At 50.6% G+C, this 18,252-nt stretch carries 9 protein-coding genes; all 9 read right to left on the reverse strand.

The window, feature by feature from the left end; all coding sequences use genetic code 11:
• Positions 1-46: 46 nt before the first annotated feature.
• Entirely contained in the window at positions 47-1,636 is a 1,590-nt protein-coding gene (locus NEV57_RS04695) for a SusD/RagB family nutrient-binding outer membrane lipoprotein (protein WP_257657144.1), read from the reverse strand.
• 53 nt (positions 1,637-1,689) lie between these two features.
• Entirely contained in the window at positions 1,690-4,845 is a 3,156-nt protein-coding gene (locus NEV57_RS04700) for a SusC/RagA family TonB-linked outer membrane protein (RefSeq protein WP_257657145.1), read from the reverse strand.
• 332 nt (positions 4,846-5,177) lie between these two features.
• Entirely contained in the window at positions 5,178-6,533 is a 1,356-nt protein-coding gene (locus tag NEV57_RS04705) for an AGE family epimerase/isomerase (RefSeq protein WP_257657146.1), read from the reverse strand.
• A 6-nt stretch (positions 6,534-6,539) separates the two neighbouring features.
• Entirely contained in the window at positions 6,540-7,781 is a 1,242-nt protein-coding gene (locus NEV57_RS04710; RefSeq protein ID WP_257657147.1) for an AGE family epimerase/isomerase, read from the reverse strand.
• Positions 7,782-7,790: 9 nt separating this feature from the next.
• Positions 7,791-9,017, reverse strand: a complete 1,227-nt coding sequence (locus tag NEV57_RS04715) for a M28 family metallopeptidase (protein WP_257657148.1) — start codon at positions 9,015-9,017, stop codon at positions 7,791-7,793.
• Between the two features lie 36 nt (positions 9,018-9,053).
• Positions 9,054-10,676 carry a SusD/RagB family nutrient-binding outer membrane lipoprotein gene (locus NEV57_RS04720; RefSeq protein WP_257657149.1) on the reverse strand — a complete coding sequence of 541 codons (1,623 nt, stop codon included), beginning with the start codon at positions 10,674-10,676 and terminating at the stop codon, positions 9,054-9,056.
• Positions 10,677-10,718: 42 nt separating this feature from the next.
• Entirely contained in the window at positions 10,719-13,913 is a 3,195-nt protein-coding gene (locus NEV57_RS04725) for a SusC/RagA family TonB-linked outer membrane protein (RefSeq protein WP_257657150.1), read from the reverse strand.
• A 474-nt stretch (positions 13,914-14,387) separates the two neighbouring features.
• Positions 14,388-16,646: a transglutaminase-like domain-containing protein gene (locus tag NEV57_RS04730; protein WP_257657151.1), complete on the reverse strand. Its 2,259-nt coding sequence runs from the start codon at positions 16,644-16,646 to the stop codon at positions 14,388-14,390.
• A gap of 10 nt (positions 16,647-16,656) precedes the next feature.
• A complete protein-coding gene (locus NEV57_RS04735; protein WP_257657152.1) occupies positions 16,657-18,234 on the reverse strand; it encodes a pectate lyase in 1,578 nt (525 codons plus the stop codon).
• Positions 18,235-18,252 lie beyond the last annotated feature (18 nt).

Genomic DNA, 18,252 nt, shown 5'->3' on the forward strand with positions numbered 1-18,252 from the left:
AGGCCGGCACTTTACAATTACAAGCAATATAACCAATTATTTATCATTAATTTGTCGGTGTTGGGAATAAATCGAGCGGCTTTGCATCCCACCATACGCGCGTATAATTGGCATCGGGACCGTTTAGTAATTCCCGTGCAGCCTCCACAGCAACCGCGTTCGTGGAGATTTCCCCGGTGGTAAACATCAACCTGCGCATCATTCCGGTGGTTGGAATATCCGGATTCAGTGAATTGATAATGGCGTACCCACGCGGATAACCTGTCCGCCGGCGCTCGGCCCACGCTTCCTTTCCATCCGGATAAAGCGCGATCCACTTTTGCGTAATAATCTGCTCAAGCTGGGTTTCAAAGCCGGCCCCCGACTGATAAACCACAGGAATGTCCGTCATAGCCGGGCTATTCCATTGATCGGCCAGCGGCATCGGGGTGTTGGTACTGCTAAGGTAAGCGTCAACTTCCGTCGGCGTGGCTTCCGTCCATTGTTCCAATGAAAGCCGGACCCCCTCGTTATACAGATCCTGGGAGGTTCCACCCATATTCCAGCCCCGCAATGCGCCCTCGGCGCGGAGAAAATATACCTCGGCCACAGACATCACCACATTAGGCAGGTTGGCTCCGCCGTCAATAATCGGCAACCATTTCGTATCCACAAAAGAATGGGTGTCGTTGATGGTACCATCCGCTTTTTCAACCGCCGGCAACCCGTTGCGTAACCCCTTGTAGCCATCGGTTCCGCCTAATCTTCCTCCTGCTTCGTTAAAATAGGCATCTAACCGTGGATCATTGTATCCGGCAAGCACGCTGTTCATGGCGGCGCTCATCCGGAATTCATTGATATAGGTCCACGTCGCAAGGCCGTTAATGGAATTAATCGTAGAAAGCACACCGGCATTGTCCTCGTTGGTCATCATAACGCCGGCGGCAATCGCTTTCTCCGCCTCGCTCTGCGCCAGCGCCGGATCTGCATAAACAATCCGCATAGCCAGCCGCAGCCGTAGGGAGTTGGCAAACGTAAGCCACTTACCTGCATTCCCGCCATACATCTGATCGTGGTTACCGAATGCCTGTGCTGTCTGGTTCTGCTCAAGTACGGCGACAGCTTCATCCAACGTAACAAAAAAGTCCTTGTACACCGCCTCCTGTGAATCGTAAGCCACGCTGGTTTCGCTGTTGCCAAACTGGCTATACATAATCGGTCCAAAATAATCAGTTACCCGGTGGTACATCTCTACCCGCCATATTTTCGCTATTGCGTTTTCTACCGGCATGGCTTGCTGTTCCGTAAACTGCTCCACCTGATACAGCTGGGGTGCAGTGGATGCGTAGAAATAATTAAATGCGATGTTCGTCCATGCGGCGGTTTCGGAAAACTGGTCGGAATTAAAGTTCCGGTGCGTCGTCGCAAAATATTGCGCATAAATGTCAGCATACAAATTCTGCCCTACCTGATACTGCCCGCACATGGCCGTATACTGTGCCTGTGCGAAAGCCTGTCCCAATAACGATTCATCCATGATGAGTACATCTTTGGGCGTATTGATATCTTCAAAATTCTTGGTACAGGCACTTAACCCAATCCCGACGGATAGCATCAGGTATATCGGTTTCAGCCATTGAATTTTAGTTGTTTTCATAATCATGTTCACTTTAGTGATGAGGATTCCCATTTTTTACTACGGTTAGCACATTAAAAGTCAATACGAAGATTCAGCCCGTATGACCGTGTTGTGGGCGGCGGAAATGCCTGAAAGCCTTCCGAATCGGGCGATACGCCCTGCATCAGATCCGGCTCTATGCTATCGGATGCCCGATACAGGAAAAACAGGTTCCGGCCAACAAGGGAAACGTGGATGTTGGATATATGCGGACTTTTAAGGGGAATCGAATAGCCCAGTGTCAGTTCCCTCAGCCGGGTGTTGGTCGCCGATTCGACGAATGCTTCCCCAACCGGTGTATTTCTGCCCCCAATTCCTGTCCAGAATGTTTCGGCATCGATCGCGATGCTGTTTGGCGTACCATCTTCCAGCACAGCCGTTTCATTTGCAAACACATCCCGGCCAAACACCAAGCCGCCATTCCGGCCGACCAGCGTCTGTTCCGTAAGGCCCTGCGCAAACAGCATTGCATTGGTCATTGACACCAGTTCACCTCCCTGCCGGTGCTCAATCAACGCACTTAAACTAAAGTTCTTATAAGTAAACGACGTGGAGAGACCTCCCATCCAATCGGGATTGAAATTGGCAATCCGAACGGTCCTTCCCGCAGTAATGCGTGGCATACCGTTGGCATCCACAATAACGCGGTTCTGGTCGTCCCTGAGCCATCCCCTGGAGTAAATTTCGCCGAATGGCTTACCCTGCTCAATAACGAATTCCCGTACATAAGGGTCGTTACCAATAATAACCCGGGGGCGCTCGTCTGAAATTTCCGTCACCAGGTTCCGGTTCAGCGCCCAGTTCAGGCTCAGGTCCCAGCTAAAGTCGGCCGTTTTCACCGGCGTGCCTGTCAATAAAGCCTCGATCCCTTTGTTCTCCACATTTCCACCATTGGTGAAATACTGGCTTGCTCCAGAGCCGACCGGCAATGCAACAGTAAACAGCTGATTGGAAGTATTGGTTTTATACGCAGTCAGGTCCAATCCGAGGCGATCGGCAAAAAACCGCATGTCTAAGCCGATTTCCGTAGATGTTGTCTTTTCAGGCACCAGCCGCTTATTGGGCAGGGTATTGCTGGTTTCAACAAATCCGCCATTCCCTCCCGGCCGGAAAGTAGCCGTACGGGCGAGCATATAAGGTGGCGCACTATTACCCACCTGGGCCCATGACGACCGTAACCGGGTAAATGAAATCGCATCCGGCATATCGATCAGGTCGGATAAAATGACGCTGAGACCGAGTGACGGGTAAAAATACGAACGATTGTCAGCCGGCAATGTAGAGCTCCAGTCGTTACGGCCGGTCACATCAAAATAAATCGCATTTTTCCAGCTCACCTGCCCGAAAGCATACAGTGAATTGATGTTCATATTGTCACCCTGGTTGTAGCTGGAAACCACCTGAAGGGTATTTGACATCGCAAAAAAGTTGGGTACCAGCAGTGCCAGTCCGGTATTGGAGCTGGTGGAGGTATTGCGCAGCGACTTCATGTTTCCGCCGACGTTTGCATTGATGTTCCAGTCGCTGTTCAATTGCTTATTGTAGCTCAGGAGGAAATCGCCGTTCCATTCCATAGCTTGTCCTTTACTGACACTAAAACGGCCATTTGGAGCCCTCACGAAGGTATCGTTATACAGCCGCTCTTCCGACGCCGTGTTTGACCCATCGTAAGCACCGCGGATCATCAACGACAGGTCGTCGGTAAACTGATACGACAATGAAGTCATCAATAAGGCACGCTCCCGGTCGTTCGTATCCTGATTGCGGTACAGCGTCCAGTACGGATTGGCTCCCAGGGTTGATGACGGATTCCAGAAATCCTGGAGGTTAAGACCGCTTTCGCTGATAAATTCAAAATTCCTGGCATCGGACGTACGGATATTAGGCGGCATCATATATGCCTGCATAACTGGATTGAAATTGGCTGCTCCTTCCTGAAGCATGTTATCGATCGTTTGGTTGATGTACTCAACCTTGCTGTCAATTTTCAATTTTGGGGTGAGCTGGTTTCCGATCCGCAGCGATACATTGTGTCTTCCAAGGTCATTGCCCGGCAGAATACCTTTGGAGTTGGTATACGTGTAAGAAAATACGGTTTGGGTTTTTTCCCCGCCCGTACTGATCAACACATTGGTTGCCCAGTTATGACCGTTCTGGAATACATCCAGTTTATTATCAGGTTGGGGCAACAACGGGTATTGGGTTCCGGCCAGGTCGGTTCTTCTCGACCAATGCTCACCCTGCTGGCCTTCGAGCCTTGCTCCCCATGCGGATTCTGCGTGGGCCTGAAACACACCCCCGGCACCCTGTCCAAATTCATTCTGGAACTTAATGGGAATATACGGGTTTGTCATCATATAGGTACTGCTCAGGCTGATGTCCGTTACCCCTGCCTGTCCCCGCTTGGTTTCAACGACAATGACGCCGTTCTGTGCAGCGCTGCCATACAACGCCGCCGCGTTCGGGCCTTTCAGAATATTAATGGATGCAATATTGTCGGAGCTCAGGTCCTGCGGGTTACCCCTAACCGGCACACCGTCCACCACATACAGCGGCTGACTGTCTCCGGAAATGGAGCGATTTCCCCGTAATACCACACGGGCAGCGGCACCGACGCCTCCACCGGATGAATTAATGGACATACCGGCCACTTTACCCTGCAGTGAATTCATAATGTTCGGTTCGCGGGCCTTCGTCAATTGTTCCGTATCGACGCTTTGCGTGCTATAGGTCAACGACCTGGCCTGCCGCTCGATACCCAGCGCCGTTACCACCACCTCTTCAAGCGCGGTGGAAGTAGCTTCCAGCACTACATTGATCGTTTGCTGCCCGTTAACGGGCACCTTCCGTGAAACAAACCCAACATAGGAAAACACCAGTGTCCCGTTGTTGGGTGCGTTGATCGAATAATTGCCTGCTGCATCGGTGGTGGCACCTGTACTTGTGCCTTCAAGCGACACACTTACACCGGTAAGCGCGTTTCCGTCGGCACCCGTAACCCGTCCCCTGACAGCGCCGTTATCCTGCGCAGCGGCGGTTACGTATAGCCCGGTAGTCATCATAACCGACAGGAACAGGTAGAGACCTGCCTTGCGGAATGCACCGGAGTACAACCCCAGTCTGGTAAAAAACACGGACTCCCGATGTTTCTTACAGCAGTACATCAAGGGAATAGTAAAAAAATTCATAATCTTCGGTCGTTTTAAGTTAATTAATAAAAAAACAGCTTTTAGTGAGGGCCTACCCCTGCAACCGCAGTCCGGGCTGGCAACCGGTTTCCCTGATTAGGCCGGGCATCTGATTTTCTTTCTTTTCATCAAGTGTATATTTATTGGTTAAATCCTATTACTTACGCGGACGGCGAGATGACCGCAAATCAAGTTACCTGGCTTTTCTAATGTTAAGACCAGCCAACTTGAAAAAATCCCATCAGCCTCTCATTTTTTACATAAAGTAATTGCAGGACGCTGTGGGACTTCCGAAGAAAGATTAAAGCAACTTGATGAAAGGAGTGGTACTGTCAGTCGAAAATACCGGATATTTTACCGCCCCTTTCAACCATCCGGTTTAGTGCCAGCAGATTAAGCATGAGGTGACGGGGATGATGATAATGCTCGGCCCTGACCTGTTGAAACTCAGTCAGTTTTCTGTTACCTGCCGAAATCCAGAAGGCATATTCCGGTTTTGCAAATTTATCCTGGACATATTGATACGTATCGTCAAAACACTGCTGTGCCCAGGTATCGCCCGTATGCTCCAGCAGGAAGAGTGTGCCGATCAGCACTTCTTCCTGCAGCCATAGCACCTTATCCACTTTCCAGGTATATTGGTCCACATGGTCAAGTGAGCGGAAAAATCCGCCATAAATACGATCAGCGGCAACCTTCACGTGCCGGCAAAATGCTGCGGAGGCGGTACGGAACAATGCCTGGTCTTTTTTCCGTCCGGCTTCAAACATCACCATCCACAGGGTTTCAATGGCATGCCCCAGGTAGGAAAAATTGGCAAACGCATTATCCGGCCTGCTGAAGTCGTGATTCAGCAACTCATTCATCAACCCATACTCGGGGTTTAGGTGGTGGTTCATGATGGCATCGACGCAGCGGCTCGCCAGCTGTTCAATTTCGGGGTCCTGGCGCTGCTCCAGGATCTGGGTAGCGGCACGCAAAAACACCATCCAGTGGCCGAGTACGCGCGGCCCCGGAACACGTGGTGCATCCGCCGACAAATAGTTGACATGATACGCGTAATCGGCTTGGTCATACCGCCGCAGGCAGTCCAGGACAATCTCCTTTGCCTGCTGATAATAGGCTTCGTCGCCCGAGGCACGTGCGAATTCAGCCAATCCCTCCGCAATGAACAGGTGGCCGTAGATATTGCCCTCACCCGACGCCTCCGTACCGGTACGGTTATAGGATGCCGGCCAAAACTCGCCGTCGGCAGGCGTATCCCGGATAATGTGTTTAATGATAAAATCCTTTGACCCCGTTGCTGCCTTCAGGATAGCGGGATCCTGACCGAAGTTGTTATATAAAAAGGAATACGTCCAAAGTCCGCGCCCTTCATACCAAGCCGATTTGGCGTCTGATTTCCGTTCCCTGGTGATGATGTCCACATTACACATGAATCCGCCGTATTCGTGATCAATGACAAGTGCATCCATATTGGGGATAAACTGATCAAAAAGCGCTGTATGATACCGGTCACGGAGCTGTTTCAGTGTCATGGCGCCGAGGGTACCGATAACCGGATCGGTTGCGGGGGTAGCACCTGCGGCTTTCACAAAACCGCCCGGGAGACCGAACGCAAGCATACCCAGTCCCAACAGGGACTGCTGTTTAATGAAGCTGCGTCTTGAATATTCGATGTTGTTCATATGCTGTTATATTTGGTTTATATCCGCTGTATTGGCCAGAAAATCTGACACCCGGCCTTTTCTTTTCATGATTCGTCTTAATGACAATAAACCGAGCATCAGGTGCCTCGAATGATGATAAAATTCGACACGCTGCCGGTTTTCTGCCGCCAATGTCCGGTCGCCCGACGACACCCAGAACGCATAACCGGGTTTTACAAAGCCATGCTGTACATAACTGAATGTCTCTTCAACGCATTCCTTCGCCCAGGTGTCGTCCAGGTGTTCGACAAGGAAAAGCGAACCGATCAGTATTTCCTCATGCAGTCCGAGGATCTTGTCTGTCCGCCAGCGTTGGTCCTCAATGCCACTGAGGTATCCTAAATATCCACCGTAAACCTCATCTTTGGCAACCGTCACATGATATTTAAATAATCGGGCAGCACGCAGAAACAGCGTGGCATCCTGTCGCCGCTCGGCTTCATACATCATCATCCACAGCAGCTGGATGCCAATACCAAAATTGCAGCTATCCAGCCCTGAATCGGTAGTCGCTAACCGGTCAGGCACCCACACATCGTTGAGCAACCGCGATTCCGGATGTAAATGACGGTGCAGCACGTAGTCTATACATTGGTCTGTAATGCGCGTCATCTCCGCATCAGCCTCATGAGCCAGTGCCTGGCTGGCAGTCCATAGTATCACCATCCAATGGTTAAGGAACTGCCCGCCCGCAACATCCTTAAACGGCGCATACCGGTAATCCGCTGCCAGGCACACTTGCAGGCTTTTCCGTATCAGGTCCTTCCCCATCGTCCGATACACCGGCGCCGATATTGCCCTGCCGTATTCCAGTAATCCTTCCGCAATATACAGATTACCAAAAATATCCCCCTCACCGGAAATCACGCTCCCGTCACGTGTAAATGACGCGGGGAAAAAACCGGTGCCTTCCGGTATGTGCGGCAGGATGAAATCTTTTGATCGGGTGGCAATCGTCAGGTAACGATCGTCCGCATCCAGCCGGTTATATAAGAAAGAATAGGTCCACATGCCCCTTCCCTCATACCAAGCCCGTTTATTGGTCGATAGCCTTGTTTTTGCAGCGATATCAAATTCACACATAAATCCGCCATATTGGCGATCCACCACAAACTCGTCCAGGTTCGGGATAAGGTGGTACATTAATTCCGCTTGATACCGTTCTGCCAGTTTTTCCGGACTGAATTGCCCGGTTAATCCGAAGGAAACCTGTCGTTGTCCGTTCATACCACACATTTATAACCTGTCAACGCGTTGGATAAACTCATCAAATACCCGGAAAGCCTGCTCGGTGCAGTCCAGCGGCACATGCTGCGGAAGGTCATCTGCACGATGATAACGCGGCAGTGTCTGCGCGTCGTAACCCCGACTATTGATGTGTGCGGCGCGCGCTTCCGACGGGCGGAACGGTGCGGAATCCATTGAAAATCCATCGTTGCTTTCAAACCGGGGGTATGACTTCAGGCCCAGGTCGCTGTGGATGGACCGGATGATCATTTTTATTTCGTCGTTTAACGAATTCACCCATAAATTGGGTCCCCAGGCCAGCGAGTCAAAGTTGATTACGTAACGGATATTTTTCATCGTATCAGTAGCCGACCGCACTTTCGCGTAATGTTTCGCACCCAATAATCCATATTCCTCGCCGTCGGTTGCCGCAAACGTAAGGGTATGCTTATGGTTCCCTCTTTTAGCCGCTTCATGGGCCAGCATCATCATGACGATCACGGAAGCCGTATTATCAATGGCACCCGGTGTCGTATACATGGTGTCGGCATGGGCAAGAAAGAGAATCTCATCCGGCTGCTTTCCGGGCAGCCGCCCAATCACGTTAATCCCTTTTCCATCAGAGGAAAAGCGGACCTGGGCATGTAAGCGGACCGGGCTGCCTGACTGCACCGCCTCCTCAAGCAGTGGAACATCCCGGTACCCCACGCCGAAAAGCGGTGGCAGGGTCGGGTCCGTACTCCTGTCCACCGGGATTGACCGGCCGTATTTATTGACACTTATGTTGGCCAGCAATTCTTTATTTTCCGGATGAACAACGATAAAACCGCTATCCTGCCGGCTGAGTATACCGGAGAGTCCATTTTCCGGTGTTCCACGGCTGCCGAAAGCCAGGTCCGTCTCGATTTCCTGTTTCCCCACCTCCATACCTGCCCGGCCAATTAATTCCCACCTGTCAAACGCATAGTCATCATAGTCGACCACAGGCAATGATTTTTTAAATTCCCCGTGAATGATGGCTGCTCCGGCAGCGTAATGTTCGCTACCGGTGGCGCGGGGGCCGATCGCCGTACATAGCTGGTCCAGCAGCATACGGGTATACGCATTTCGCTCAGCCGCGTTACGCGGTATGCCTGCTACCGGTGCCGCGTTTATCCACCCACCCGCGCCAATCGCTATCGGTGCAAGCAGGGCCCCGGCAGACCGCGTGATAAATTCCTTCCTTGAGTACTTCATCTGTTTTTATGATCGTCTGCAATAACATTCCCTGAATTAATCTGCAGGTGTGGGAAACAGCTCGATGGGTTTCGCATCCCACCACAACCGGGTATCCATCCGGTCCGGTCCGCCGAGTAATTCCAGCGCCGTCTTAAACCCTTCGGCATTGGACGTAGTTTCAATCGGTGGGTATTCCCGTCTTCTAGCCAGTTCGAACTTGGTCAGATTCGGATTGGAAGAAGCAATCAGTGCATAACCAACCGGATACCCCGTCCTTCTCCGTTCCGACCACGCTTCCCATCCGTCAGGAAACAGGGCCAGCCATTTTTGGGTAATGATCTGTTCGAGCTGGGTCTCAAAACCTGCAGCTGCCTGGTAGGCAACAGGAATATGGGTAACCGCCGGGCTGTTCCAAGGGTCGTCAATTGGCACGGGTAAACTGGTACCCTGGATGTATGCTTCAATTTCTGCCGGCGAAGCCGTCGTTGTGGAAGAAAGTGCCATCCGGATTCCCTCTTCGTATAAATCCTTTGCGGGACTGCCCATGTTCCACCCCCGCAATGCCCCTTCGGCGCGTAAGAAATACACCTCAGCTGCCGAAATAACCCCCATCGGTGCATTAACCCCGGCCTCGCCCCACAATCCGGTGTACAGCGGGCGCCACCGGTTTCCAATAGCGGAATAACTCAGGGTCATCCCGTTGCGGTCCCGCTGTTCCACAGGCAGTCCGTTCCGTAGGCCGCGGTACCCCCCGCCATCCCAGCGCGGCGACATGTATACGGCTGTCCGGGGGTCATCAAAACCAATGAGCAAGCTGTAAATGGTGGCGCTCATCCGCCACTCCTCGTGGTAAGTTATCTTCGATAATCCATTCAGCGAATTGATCGTCGTGGCAATTTCGCCACTTTCGGCATTGGCCGTGATGACGCCGTCATTGATGGCTTTTTCCGCTTCGGCTCTGGCGAGTTCGGGGTCAACGTATACAACCCGCATGGCCAGCCGTAGCCGTAGCGAACCGGCAAACTTCAGCCATAGGCCAACGTCGCCGTTATACATCTGATCGTTAACACCAAACGCACTCGAGCTGCCCACATGTTCTTTGAGGACAGCCACAGCCTCATCCAGCGTACTAAAGAAATCGTGATATATCGCTTCCTGAGAATCGTAATTCACCACCGTTTCCGCATTACCGAACTGGGAGTAGATGATCGGCCCGAAATGGTCGGTCATCCGGTGATAGGCCACCACCCGCTGTACTTTTGCAATCGCGTTTTCAACGGGCATATTGGCATCTACTGTAAATTTTTCCACGAAAGCCAGCTGTGTCGCCACCATGGCGTAGAAGTTAGACCATAACCGGTCTTTATGTGCGCCGGCATCCACGTACTGGTCGGATTCGAATGCCGGGTGGATATTGGAATGGTACTGCGCATAGCGGTCCGAATACAGTGCGGAATTCCAGATGTAGGTACTCATTCCGCTGACTGAATTGTACTGGGCCTGCGCAAACGCCTGTCCCAGCAGATTTGCATCAATCTTATCCACTACAATCTGGTCCTGGGGGGTGTTCAGTTCATCAAATTCTGAAGTACAGGACAGCATACTGATTAGCGTAAATGCGGCAAGGGCCATATAAAAATGTCCGAAGCGCTGCTTACTATTTCGTTGACGTCTCATGATTCATGATTTTACGTAAGGATTCATAATTACCCGGTATACTTAAAAATCGATTTTCAGGTTCAGGCCGTAGGACCGGGTGGTCGGCGGACTGAACGACGATTGTCCCTCAGATATCACGCCGGTGCCTGCCGTAATATCCGGATCGATGGTCTTTGATGCACGATACAAAAACAGGAGATTCCTGCCCACAATGGCCAACCGTGCACCGGCGATCGGCAATTTTTCGATTAACGACGCGGGTAAAGCAAAGCCGAGGGTGACTTCCCGTAAGCGGGTATTGGTCATGCTCTCCACGAATGCTTCACCGACGGGGTTAACCACGCCACCGGTAGCCCGCCAGAATGTCTGTGCATTTACCGGGATATCGTTGGGGCTTCCGTCCTGTTTCACCGCGCTGTACTCCGCAAACAAGTTTTCGCCAAATACAAGTCCACCTTCCCGGCCGGCCAGTGTTTCTTCCGTCAGGCCCTCAAACTTTAACATGGCATCGGTAACCGATAATATCGTGCCCCCCTGCCGATGGTCGATCAGGAAACTGAGACTGAAGTTTTTGTAGGTCAGTGTATTGTTTATGGCCCCCATCCAGTCGGGGATCGCATTAGCCACAGCCCGGTTCCGGGAACCTGAATTCAGCGGCTGCCCGTTATCGCCCACGACAATATTTCCCTGGTCATCGCGCAGCCAGCCGACTGAAAAAATCTGACCGAACGGCTGTCCCTGGATCACAACAAAATCACGGAAACTCTGGTCAGACCCGACAATTAACTTGGGCCGTTGGTCATTAAGCGCTTTAACCAGGTTGCGGTTCCGTGAAAAAGTCACATTGGTTTCCCATACCAGGTTCGCATTTCGGACCGGTGCGCCATTTAGACTAATCTCAATGCCTTTATTTTCCACGTTGCCCCCGTTGGTAAAATACTCCGAAGCACCCGACCCGGGAGGCAGTGCGACCGTAAATAATTGGTTCAGCGTATTCGTTTTATACCCGGTAATGCTGAAACCCAGCCGGTCATTGAATAACCCGACATCCAGGCCGACTTCATACGCATTGGTTTCTTCGGGCCGCAGGTCGCTATTGGGCAATGTGCTGCTCAGCTGCAGAAATCCATTGGCGCCACCGGCACTGAAGGCCGCTGTCCGGCTTAGCCGGTAAGCGGGGCCACTGCTGCCCACTTTTGCCCAGGATCCCCGCAGCTTGGCGAGATTAATCCATTCGGGAACGGCAATCAGATCCGACAGGATCGCACTTAATCCCACCGAAGGGTAAAAATAAGAGCGATTGGATGCCGGCAACGTAGAACTCCAGTCGTTTCTTCCGGTTACATCGAGGAATAATACATTCCGCCAACCGAGGTGAGCAAATGCATATAATGAATGAATGTCCATATTGGGACCCGGGGAATTACTGGTCAGTCCATCCAGCGTATTTGACAACGTCCAGAAATCGGGCACAATCATCGCCACCCCGGTATTTGAGCTCAGCGACGAATTACGCTCCTGCCGGATGTTGCCACCCACATTAACGTCAAACTGCCAGTCCTGATTAAACGTCTTGTTATAGGTAAGGAGAAAATCGCTGTTAAACAACGACGTATTCCTTTTCGACACCGTATACCTGCCATTTAATGCCCGGGCATAGAAATCCCGCGATAAGCGTTCCTCACTGCCATTGAATACATTATCAAATGAGGCCCGCACCATTAATCGGATTTCATCGGTAAACTGATATGACAATGATGCCATCCCGATCGTCCGTTCACGCGGACTGATGTTACTGGCACGATGGATTAAAAAATAAGGGTTCAGCCCCAGCGTGGAGCCCGGCGTCCAGTAATTTTGCAGGATAATACCATTGGCATTCGTATAGGAATAGTTCCTGGCATCTTCGGTCCGGATATTCCGGGGCATCATATATATCTGCTTCGTCGGATTAAAGTTGTTGATGTCTTCGATCAGCGGATCATGGGTCGTCTGTTTCATGTAGTCGATCTTGGCATCCACGGACAGCCTGTCGGTCAGCTGGCTATTCAACCGCACAGCCAGGTTATTCCTGCCCAGCTTATTCCCCGGGATAATACCCGCGGCATCCGTGCGCGTATAGGTTAACATGCCCTGCATTTTCTCACCCCCCATGGTGGCCACCAGGTTAGTCGCTGTATTATATCCCCGCTGGAAGGCGTCGCGGATATTATCAGGCTGCGGCGTTAAACTGTACTGTGCTCCCGCATCTTCCGGCCGGATGGACCACGAAGCGACCTGCTGGCCCTCCATCCTCGGCCCCCATGACGATTCGGCATTGGCCTGATAAACCCCGCCTATGCCCTGACCGTATGCGTTCTGGAAAGGAATATTATGGATGGGCTCCAGTAGTTGGGTCGTTTGGTTGAGACTGACACTTACCGTACCTGCCCGGCCTCGTTTCGTTTCGATAATAATTACCCCATTCTGTGCTGCGGAGCCATACAATGCTGCGGCATTCGGTCCCTGTAATATATTAAGCGATGCAATGTTATCTGGACTGATGTCCGAGGGATCGCCGACAATGGGAACCCCGTCAATCACATAGAGCGGCTGGCTGTCACCGGAAATAGAGCGGTTACCCCGGAGAACCACCCGGTTCGACGCCCCGACACCGGCTCCCGATGTGGATAGCGTTAGTCCCGGCACCTTACCCTGGAGCGAAGTCACCACGTTCAGCTCGCGTGCCTCCGTCAGTTGCTCCGTGTCAATGCTTTGCGTGCTATAGGTAAGTGAACGCTTTTCGCGTTCGATACCCAGCGCGGTTACTACGACTTCTTCCAGGGCGGTTGATTCATCCTTCAGTACCACCTCAATGGTCTGCCGGCCGTTTACAGGAATCTCCTGTGCAACAAAACCAACATAGGTAAACACCAGGACACCGTTTTCGGGTGCGTTAATGGAAAAATTACCCGAAGCGTCGGTAGTGGTGCCCGAACCCGTTCCCTTCAGGGAAACACTGACACCCGTTACCCCGTTGCCGTTGACATCGGTTACCCGGCCTCTTACCGCAGCCTGGGTTTGACCGACCGCCACGGCGGCCGGACTTCGGTTTACGGGCATTGCATCCGCACCCAGGGTGGAAACTAACAGTAACAATGGGTAGAGGCCGGCGCGACCAATAAATTTAGGAATGGACAGACACGGCCTGGTCAGGAAACCGGAGTTGGATCGTCCCTTGGCACAATGGGCCAGCGGGACTGTGAAAAGTTCCATAATTAGGATCGTTTAAGTTAAACAAAAACAGCTTGCTCTCGCTAAGAATAAGTAAGGAACGGCTATGACAACTGATTCGGGTCGGTTGCCACGAGCCGCGGATTTTACTGAACTATTCAATAAAACCGGTGCCTTATGGAAAATTGAATTTTACATTTCATTGGTTAGTAAATCAAAACTATTTATTAACTAGACCTTTAATGATTAAAAACTCCCGCTTTCTTTTTCTTTTTGTTCAAAACGGGCGGTTACGAAGTGATCTATCGGAGTGTCGTTCTGTGGGGTCGGTAGGCAAAATCAAAAAAATTCATACATTTGTTCTGTTTTAAGTTAAACAAAAACAGCTTGTCATTCCTTATGGAATGGATTTAAAACACCATACCAGCACGATTCGGGTCGCGCTGGTAAACATGAAGCCCCCTGATTTTATTGGCAACTCTAAAACCAGGGGGCTTCTTACATTCCATCAATTTACTACGGTTTGTTTTCCTCCTTAACCAATGGCTTAAATGGTTCCCGGTAATGCCAAAGTATATTCAGCGAAGAAGGTTTGCCAACGACTCCGACGGTATTTATTGTACGCATCTCCAATGTATTAAGTGCTGCGGGTCTTAATTTCCATGTAAACCCAGCCGCTGAGCGCTGCCATCCCTGGCCATTGATATTGATTTCAAAGGACTCGAAGTTGGGCGTGGATGTAATCATCTGAATATCGATCTCGCCCTCCTGTGCCCCATGGGTAGCCGAATACTGCACTTGGTTAAGCGTAGGGTAGAAGTCAGCTTCCCGGTCCGAGTACAGGGCGTACTGCAATTTTCTGGGGGTGGCACTATCATACCAGTTCACATAACCATTCCATGGCCATTCGATCTGCAGACCATTGCTGACCGGCCTGGGCATGGGATTCGATAGAAAATCACTACGCGGAATAAACCGAATAAAACCAGCCAGTATATGTTGGGGCGGTGGATTTTTAGGATCATTTAGGTGTGCTGTGAAAGTTGAAAAATTCAGTGGCTGCTTCACGCGCTCTATCCCTTCTACTCTCCACGCCCACGGAACCGGACTGGTCCAATCAATTGGCCTTCTTGCTGAAAACCCAAGTTCCTGCAGGAAAAACTGATGCTGCTCAAGTACATTCAATGGTATTCCTGTCAACGTGTTATATTCATAAGAGTCAAAAACACTTTCGGGGTCAACAAGTACCCACTTGCCAAGTTCATCAACATATACCTCAACTGTTTCGTGAGCGAAAATATTGGTATGCCTCACATTGTATCCGAGTGCCTGCAAGGCTTGCATAAAAACAACCGAAAATTGCATACACATGCCCCCTGCTCCAAACTTTTCCCTCCGCTCCAAAATGTGGTTTGCATTCCATTCGGGGTATTCTACCGAGGGGAGTTCGTGTTTCCAAAGTGAAGAAACCAGATGCCTGATACGGTTTATCTTCTCAAAATCGCCTTGCGTATCCTCCACGAGTTTCAGCAGTTTTAATTTTTCCTTGAGTAACTGAAGCTCCGGGTGGTTGGCATCTTCGTATTTTATCTTGAATGAGGGATAGCGATGGACGGGGTTGCGCGCCGACACGATAGCGTAATCGCCCTTGGTCAAGGTATCCGCATTTATGCTGCGATGTATGGCTACCCGGTGAACCACCGGCGTGCGAAGGGGATTTTCAGTAGATAACACAGCCCGCCATTGCAGGTAACGGTGACCGCTTGCAGGAATTGCGAATGTGAAATCACCTCCCTCGCCAACCCTGCGCCACGCTCCCCAGTCTGTACTGTGCATATCCTGTGTATTCGCCGTCCGTATTTCCCAAATAACACTCGTCTCTTTCGGAAGAAAGGCGTTTGCCTCCATTTGCAGGCTTTGTATACTGCATTGAGGTACCACAACCTGATTTTCTGAAGTCGACCAAAGGTCGATGGGGGGGGATGCAAGTATGCCTGTCGACTCAAACCGTTCTAAATGCAGCCTGACTGTATATTCCCCCACAATGGAATCCCCCGGCCCCAATTTCCCTACGGACCAAGTCCGCCCCCCGTCAACGGATTTTGCTGAAGTGGCACCCACGGCTATCTTTTTTAACAACGGTGAACCGGCTTCTTGCTCCGGATCGATCTGACCTGCGGAAGTCAACGCCGTATTTCCTCCGTATGTGAATTTGCCCCCGCCCCCCTCATACTCATCTTCGCGCGCAAACAACAGCTCATATCCGGCGTTCTTCGGTGCATCGCATCCAATAATGATTTCGTTCAAGCCTTTTTTTAATGTGGCAGCAGGTATTTCCACCCACCGCCATGAAGGCTCATGCCATGAAGCCGTTACGCCCGCGACATCCGTTCCATTAACTTTTAAATAATATGGCGGATCGCCCTCGGCGTCCTTTGACTTGATCATAAAAAACACAACATGTGTTTTCGACGAAACCGGCACTTCATCCAACACAAACTGTTTTCGGATAAGCACCCCTTCATGGATCGGTTCCAAAAATGTTCCTTTTTGGCTCCAGCCCGCCCCAGGGCCATCGTTTTCGAGGAGTTTGTAGTTGTATAATGAAACACCGTTAGCCAAAGGTGCAATCATAACGTCGTTTACAAACCCGTTTTTGTAGGCTTCTATGGCACTCAAATCAGTAGTTACCTGTGTTGATTGGGCATTGGCACGTGTCGTGAAAAGCGCTATGAGTATACCCGCTATTCCAACTGTTACGGTATGTTTTCTCATCTTGAAAAAATTAGTGTTGTGCTGATAAATAATCCATCAACAACCTCATATTTTTAACATAAACGGCAACCGAAATATACTGCTGGTCAGAAGGGTCCAGCTTCCAATCAGCGGATAGCCGATCGGCGTGCATAGCGGTGTTGGTTTCTTGCCCTGTTCTTGGGTCAATCGAATAGGGACTGCTGATCCACTCATGTTTGGAAAGCCAGCGATATTGCGTATCCAGCGCATCGATTATTTTACTGGCATCACTTCCACTTTGTCCCGTTCCCACATTCGTATAAGGCGTTTGGAAATAATACTTTCCGGTATGCCGATTGCGGCCCTCGACCTCGATTAACGGGGAGTTTCTTGTCGCTTCTTCCTTAGCCAATGCATTCGCCTGCTCATATTCCTTTTTAAGCATTTCAATATTCAGCACCATATTATGGCCGTAGGAATACAGGTTATCCATACGATAATCTACCCAGTACTTGCTATCATTAACACCGGTCCCTTCCCGATGTGCCCATAAAGGTTTATTGGTATCGATCTCTACGAAAAAAGAATGCGTTCTCTTTCCCTCGTCCGTCTGCTGCTGTGGGAGGCGGGCACTTTCCAGCCAGGCGATGGCATCCGGTATCCGTGCCAAAAATTTCCGATCCCCGGTATATCTGTAAAACTTCAGCAGCATCAATATATTGTCGTATGTTTGACCGGTTACAATGGAGGCAGGCTCAAAACTCCTCGCGTGTGCGGGCTGCAATTGCATATCATACTGTTGGGCCCATCCTCCCTGCGGGTTCCCCTGTTGGGTAATCAGGTAAAAATTCATGGCACGGTATATTGGTTCCAGCAAACGTTCTTCTCCCAAGGTTGCATAACAATCGATTAAAAACTGGGTGGTGTTACGCATTACGTCATCGTTGAAGGTATAAAAGGACGAATAGTCTTCTTTTCCGTCTTTTGGATGGTTATTCATCAGTGGGTAACGCTGGGGCCAGCCGCCAATCGGGTATTGCGCATCCAAAACAAACTGGATGGCTTTGTCCAGGGAGGGTTTGATCTGTGGATCCAGCTTCTCCAAATAGACGCGCAGTAGAAAACCGGCAGCACCTGGCGTGACATTATCATCAAACGTTGCGTTGCCATAGTAATAATAGTGTTCCTCAAATCCCCATGCGTTCTTACCAATCGTCCTATACCATTCTTTCAATGACCGATCGCCAGCAAAGTCGATGAAGTAATTCCACCCGCCGCAATCGAGCTGGCCGCGAATCAACGCATTAGCCAGTTTTAATGCCGCTTCATAGTAATACTCATCGGCAGTGACATGGTAGGCATCAAGAAACAGGTGTCCCATACCTAGGGAGCCTGGCTCTTCTATCCTGATTTGTGTATCATAGGCTTCTAATTCATGCCACCTGCGCGTTAGATCCTCGGTATAAAGCCGCGCATAACCACCGTTTGTGCTGACATGTTCTACCATGAACCTGGTGGCCTGCAGCATCGCTTTTTTTACGTTCGATTCCAGACTCGATTGCCCCCTGGCAACAAGCGAAAAGGTCAATAAGCAACAAAAAATAACTATTGAATGACTGTTTTTCATCTTAACTATTTTTGACAG

This window comes from Parapedobacter lycopersici (assembly GCF_024643285.1).
GTDB lineage: Bacteria > Bacteroidota > Bacteroidia > Sphingobacteriales > Sphingobacteriaceae > Parapedobacter > Parapedobacter lycopersici.

Bases quoted from the DNA above. Each gene is read 5' to 3' on its own strand.
- NEV57_RS04705 (WP_257657146.1), bottom strand. From the start codon at position 6,533: ATGAACAACATCGAATATTCAAGACGCAGCTTCATTAAACAGCAGTCC.
- NEV57_RS04715 (WP_257657148.1), bottom strand. From the start codon at position 9,017: ATGAAGTACTCAAGGAAGGAATTTATCACGCGGTCTGCCGGGGCCCTG.
- NEV57_RS04730 (WP_257657151.1), bottom strand. From the start codon at position 16,646: ATGAGAAAACATACCGTAACAGTTGGAATAGCGGGTATACTCATAGCG.
- NEV57_RS04720 (WP_257657149.1), bottom strand. From the start codon at position 10,676: ATGAGACGTCAACGAAATAGTAAGCAGCGCTTCGGACATTTTTATATG.
- NEV57_RS04695 (WP_257657144.1), bottom strand. From the start codon at position 1,636: ATGAAAACAACTAAAATTCAATGGCTGAAACCGATATACCTGATGCTA.
- NEV57_RS04725 (WP_257657150.1), bottom strand. From the start codon at position 13,913: ATGGAACTTTTCACAGTCCCGCTGGCCCATTGTGCCAAGGGACGATCC.
- NEV57_RS04700 (WP_257657145.1), bottom strand. From the start codon at position 4,845: ATGAATTTTTTTACTATTCCCTTGATGTACTGCTGTAAGAAACATCGG.
- NEV57_RS04735 (WP_257657152.1), bottom strand. From the start codon at position 18,234: ATGAAAAACAGTCATTCAATAGTTATTTTTTGTTGCTTATTGACCTTT.
- NEV57_RS04710 (WP_257657147.1), bottom strand. From the start codon at position 7,781: ATGAACGGACAACGACAGGTTTCCTTCGGATTAACCGGGCAATTCAGT.